5 protein-coding genes and 1 pseudogene are annotated in these 4,209 nt (G+C 71.6%); 2 read left to right on the top strand and 4 right to left on the bottom strand.

All coding sequences use genetic code 11. The features are described 5' to 3' along the window. Positions 1-89: 89 nt before the first annotated feature. Positions 90-725 carry a DJ-1/PfpI family protein gene (locus ACFW2E_RS42555; RefSeq protein WP_384476238.1) on the top strand — a complete coding sequence of 212 codons (636 nt, stop codon included), beginning with the start codon at positions 90-92 and terminating at the stop codon, positions 723-725. On the opposite strand, the gene ACFW2E_RS42550 is transcribed toward ACFW2E_RS42555, so the two are convergent. Next, entirely contained in the window at positions 712-1,461 is a 750-nt protein-coding gene (locus ACFW2E_RS42550; protein WP_384476235.1) for an enoyl-CoA hydratase/isomerase family protein, read from the bottom strand. The two genes, ACFW2E_RS42555 and ACFW2E_RS42550, sit on opposite strands and share 14 nt — an antisense overlap. Positions 1,462-1,706: 245 nt before the next feature. Here ACFW2E_RS42550 and ACFW2E_RS42545 point away from each other — a divergent pair, with 245 nt between their 5' ends. Next, positions 1,707-2,201 carry an ATP-binding protein gene (locus ACFW2E_RS42545; protein WP_384476241.1) on the top strand — a complete coding sequence of 165 codons (495 nt, stop codon included), beginning with the start codon at positions 1,707-1,709 and terminating at the stop codon, positions 2,199-2,201. A 6-nt stretch (positions 2,202-2,207) separates the two neighbouring features. On the opposite strand, the gene idi is transcribed toward ACFW2E_RS42545, so the two are convergent. The 3 genes and pseudogenes from idi to ACFW2E_RS42530 form a co-directional block, all read right to left on the bottom strand. Continuing rightward, positions 2,208-2,801: an isopentenyl-diphosphate Delta-isomerase gene (gene idi, locus ACFW2E_RS42540; RefSeq protein WP_384476233.1), complete on the bottom strand. Its 594-nt coding sequence runs from the start codon at positions 2,799-2,801 to the stop codon at positions 2,208-2,210. Between the two features lie 214 nt (positions 2,802-3,015). Beyond that, complete coding sequence (locus tag ACFW2E_RS42535) at positions 3,016-3,957, bottom strand: cation diffusion facilitator family transporter (protein WP_384476230.1); 942 nt, start codon at positions 3,955-3,957, stop codon at positions 3,016-3,018. A 134-nt stretch (positions 3,958-4,091) separates the two neighbouring features. Continuing rightward, a pseudogene (locus ACFW2E_RS42530) lies at positions 4,092-4,209 on the bottom strand (UDP-glucose 4-epimerase GalE); the annotation flags it as partial.

Genomic DNA, 4,209 nt, shown 5'->3' with positions numbered 1-4,209 from the left:
GGCTGACCTCCCGCCTCCGTCGGCTGACCTCCCGCCCAGCCCGGTCCACCCGGTCCACCCGTCCCGCGCGGTCCACCGAAGGGGAAGACATGCAGATCGCCATCGTCGTCTACGACCGTTTCACCGCCCTCGACGTCGTCGGCCCGTACGAGATGCTGTCCCGTCTCCCGGACGCCGAGACGGTCTTCGTCGCCGAGGAGGCCGGACCCGTCCGCACGGACACCGGATCCCTCGCGGTCACCGCCGACAAGTCCCTGGCCGAGGTGCCGGGCCCCGACATCGTGGTGGTGTCCGGCGGCCCCGGCCAGAGCGCCCTGATGGAGCACGCGCCCCTGCTCGACTGGCTGCGCGCCGCCGACGCCACCAGCACCTGGACGACCTCCGTCTGCACCGGCTCCCTGCTGCTCGCCGCCGCCGGACTCCTGGAGGGCCGCCGCGCGACCTCGCACTGGCTGGCCCTCGAACAGCTCCGGCGGTTCGGCGCGGAGCCGACCGGTCAACGGGTCGTCTTCGACGGCAAGTACGTCACCGCGGCCGGTGTCTCCTCCGGCATCGACATGGGGCTCGCCCTGCTCGGCCGTGTCGCGGGCGACGAGCACGCCCAGTCCGTGCAGCTGGCCACCGAGTACGACCCGCAGCCGCCCTACGAGGCCGGTTCCCCGGCCAAGGCGCCCGAGCACATCGTCCGCCTGCTGCGCGAGCGGAGCCGCTTCATCCTGAAGTAGTCCAGGTGAACCGCGGCTGCCTGCGCTCCAGGAACGCGGCGACGCCCTCGGCGGTGTCGCCGCTGCCGCGTGCCTGCTCCGTCCAGTACGCGTCCCGATCGGCGCGCCCGTTCGCGAACTCCTTCGCCGCGGCCTGCGTCAGCTGCGAGCGGGAGACCAGGATCCTGGTGAACTCCGCGACCCGCTTGCCGAGTTCGCCCTCCGGCAGCACCTCGTCGACCAGACCCGTCCGCAGCGCCCGCCCCGCGTCGATCAACTCGCCCGAGAACAGCAGGTACTTGGCGGCGGACGGACCCACCAGCGAGACCAGCCGGCGGGTGGAGGACGCCGGATAGACGATGCCGAGCTTCGCCGGAGTGACCCCGAACAGCGCCCCCTCCTCGGCGAACCGGAGGTCGCAGGCCGCCGCGAGCTGCGAACCGCCGCCCACGCAGTGACCGCGGATCGCCGCCACCGTCGGCCGGGGGAAGGCCGCGAGAGCCTCCTCCGCCGCCACGGCGAGCCGCTGTGCCTCCTCCGGAGAGCCGCGCAGCGTCGAGATGTCGGCCCCGGCGCAGAACGTCCCGCCCTCACCCGTGAGCACCAGCGCCCGTACGGCGGGATCGGCGGCCAGCGAGTCGAGCAGCGGCGGCAGCGACCGCCACATCTCGGCGGTCATGGCGTTGCGCTTGGCCGGGTGGTGGACGACGACGGTGGCGACCGTGTCGGTGACCGTGTGCAGCAGCTGGGGCTCCATGTCCGGATGCTATCCGCCCCGCGACGGACATGATCGCCGGGGAAGCTGTCATACCCGTACAACCCGAATAGTTCGCGAAGGCGGCGCGACCAGGACAGGAGCAGTCCCACAACTGACCTTGTCATACGCCAACGGTCAGAACCGCTCGATACCAGCTGACTTCTGGTCAGATATGCGGAGGGGAGCGGGTCGTTATCAACACTCGACGTGTGGTGACAATCGAGCGCAAGGGTGGCGACCGGACGATGGAGAACCACGGGCGCGGGTACGACCCGCGCCCACAGGGAGGCGCCCCGCGGACGCCGGACCCGCTGCCGTACGAAGGGGTGTGGCGGTTCACCGCCGCCGCTGTCGACGCCTCGGTCCCGCAGGCGCGCCACGCGGTGCGGGACCTGCTGCTGCGCCAGGGCGTCCCGGTCTCGGACGATCTGGTCCACGGGCTGTTGCTGATCGTCTCCGAACTGGTCACCAACGCGGTCAGGCACGCGGCGCTGCTGTCGCCGATGCTGGCCGTGGAGGTCGCGGTCGGGGCCGAGTGGGTGCGCGTGTCGGTGGAGGACAACCATCCCTACCGCCCGACCGCCCTGGAGGCCGACCACGGCCAGACCGGTGGCCGCGGGCTGCTTCTGGTCCGGGAGGTGGCCCGGGAGGCCGGCGGCGTCGTGGACGTGGAGCACACGACGAGCGGCGGCAAGGTGATCTGGGCCGCCCTGCCGCTCAAACCCGCGCGGCTGCCCTGAGGCGGCTCACCAGCCCGTGGACGGGCCCGTCAGCTCCCTGACCGCGGGCCGGGCCGCGTCCAGGACGGTCATGAACCACGACGAGAAGGTGTCCCGGGCGTGCCGCTCGGCGAGTTCGGCCGGGGTCACGTAAGCGGTCGCGCCGACCTCCGCCGAGTCCGGCGCCGGCCGGGCCTGCACCAGGCCGACGAACAGGTGGTTGTACTCCTGCTCGACCAGACCGGAGGCCGGGTCCGGGTGGTTGTAGCGGACCGTGCCCGCCTCGGCGAGCAGCGACGGGGAGACGCCGAGCTCCTCGTACGTCCGCCGGGCCGCCGCCGCGAAGGGGGCCTCGCCCGGGTAGGGGTGGCCGCAACACGTGTTGGACCACACACCGGGGGAGTGGTACTTGCCCAGGGCCCGCTGCTGCAGCAGCAGCCTGCCGCGCTCGTCGAAGAGGAACACCGAGAACGCGCGGTGCAGCTGTCCCGGCGGCTGATGGGCGGCGAGCTTCTCCGCCGTGCCGATCGTCACACCTTTCTCGTCGACCAGTTCCAGCAAAATCTCGTCCGTGGTGCCGTTCGACGAGCTGTGCGTCGCGGTGGCAGGTGTGATCGGCATACCCATCCTTCGCCTCGGTCTTGGCACCCCAAGTCTGCCGTACGAATCCGGCACTACCGGCACTTCCCGGCACGGGCCACGCCGGGAGGGGGACCCGGTAGAAGATCGTGCCCGGCCGGTGTGACCGGGAACCGTCCGGAGGGCTCGAACACAAGGACGCAGGGGGTGCCCGGACCGCCGCGTTCCGGCCAGGACGGTGGGCCGCCCGGCGCCGTCAGAGACAGAGCCGGGCCTCGTGCTCCGCGTGCCCGCCCGGCTCCAGCTGGAAGGTGCAGTGCTCCACGTCGAAGTGATGGCCCAGGCAGCCCTGCAGCTCGTGCAGCATCTTCTCGTGGCCGATGGCGCTCAGCACGTCCGAGCTCACGACCACGTGTGCCGACAGCACCGGCATGCCGGACGTGATCGTCCAGGCGTGCAGGTCGTGCACGTCCTCCACGCCGTCCAGCGCCAGGATGTGGGCCCGCACCTCCGCCATGTCGACGTCCTTGGGGGCCGCCTCCAGCAGCACGTCGAGCGTCTCGCGCAGCAGCCGCAGCGTACGCGGGACGATCATCAGGCCGATCAGGAGCGAGGCGATCGGGTCGGCGGCCTGCCAGCCGGTGGTCAGGATCACGGCCGCCGAGAGGATCACCGCGAGCGAGCCCAACGCGTCCGCGGCCACTTCCAGGAACGCGCCGCGCACGTTCAGGCTCTCCTTCTGGCCGCGCATGAGCAGCGTGAGCGAGATGATGTTCGCCACCAGGCCGAACGCGCCGAACACGATCATCAGCCCGCCCGCGGTGTCGGCGGGCGTGAAGAACCGCTGGACTGCCTCGAACAGGACGTAACCGCCGACCCCGAGCAGCAGCAGGCAGTTGGCGAGCGCGGCCAGGATCTCGGCGCGCGCGTAGCCGAAGGTGCGGTTCGTGCTCGGTGGCCGGTTGGCGAAGTGGATGGCCAGCAGGGACATGCCCAGACCCAGCGCGTCCGTGGCCATGTGCGCCGAGTCCGCGATGAGCGCGAGAGAATCGGCGAGCACACCGCCGATGATCTCCACCACCATGACGGTCAGCGTGATCGCCAGCGCGACACGCAGTCTGCCGCGGTACGCCGCTGCCGCCGTACCGGTGGGCGGCGCGTGCGAGTGCGCGTGCCCGTGATCGTGACCGGCCCCCATGGAAACCGCCCTCCCGTGTTTCGTCCGAGCTCACAGTGAACTACGGGTGGGGGGTATCCGGCAACGCGGTACTGAACACCGTTGTCATGTGCTCTGACCTGCGGAAACGATACGCAGGTCAGAACGCCCGCGCCTCACTGCGGGTGGTGCAGCCGCCAGCCCTGCCAGGCCGACTCCACCATCTCCCGCACCCCGCGGCGGGCCCGCCAGCCGAGTTCCTCGGCGGCCCGCGCGGCCGAGGCGACCGCGCGG

The sequence above is a fragment of the Streptomyces sp. NPDC058964 genome (genome assembly GCF_042741275.1).
Classification (GTDB): Bacteria; Actinomycetota; Actinomycetes; order Streptomycetales; family Streptomycetaceae; genus Streptomyces.
The sequence above is the reverse complement of the archived record's forward strand: the minus strand, read 5'-3'. Positions and strand labels throughout refer to the sequence as shown.

Coding starts and splice junctions, on each gene's coding strand:
- ACFW2E_RS42550 (WP_384476235.1), bottom strand. CDS start 1,461: ATGGAGCCCCAGCTGCTGCACACGGTCACCGACACGGTCGCCACCGTC.
- ACFW2E_RS42545 (WP_384476241.1), top strand. CDS start 1,707: ATGGAGAACCACGGGCGCGGGTACGACCCGCGCCCACAGGGAGGCGCC.
- idi (WP_384476233.1), bottom strand. CDS start 2,801: ATGCCGATCACACCTGCCACCGCGACGCACAGCTCGTCGAACGGCACC.
- ACFW2E_RS42555 (WP_384476238.1), top strand. CDS start 90: ATGCAGATCGCCATCGTCGTCTACGACCGTTTCACCGCCCTCGACGTC.
- ACFW2E_RS42535 (WP_384476230.1), bottom strand. CDS start 3,957: ATGGGGGCCGGTCACGATCACGGGCACGCGCACTCGCACGCGCCGCCC.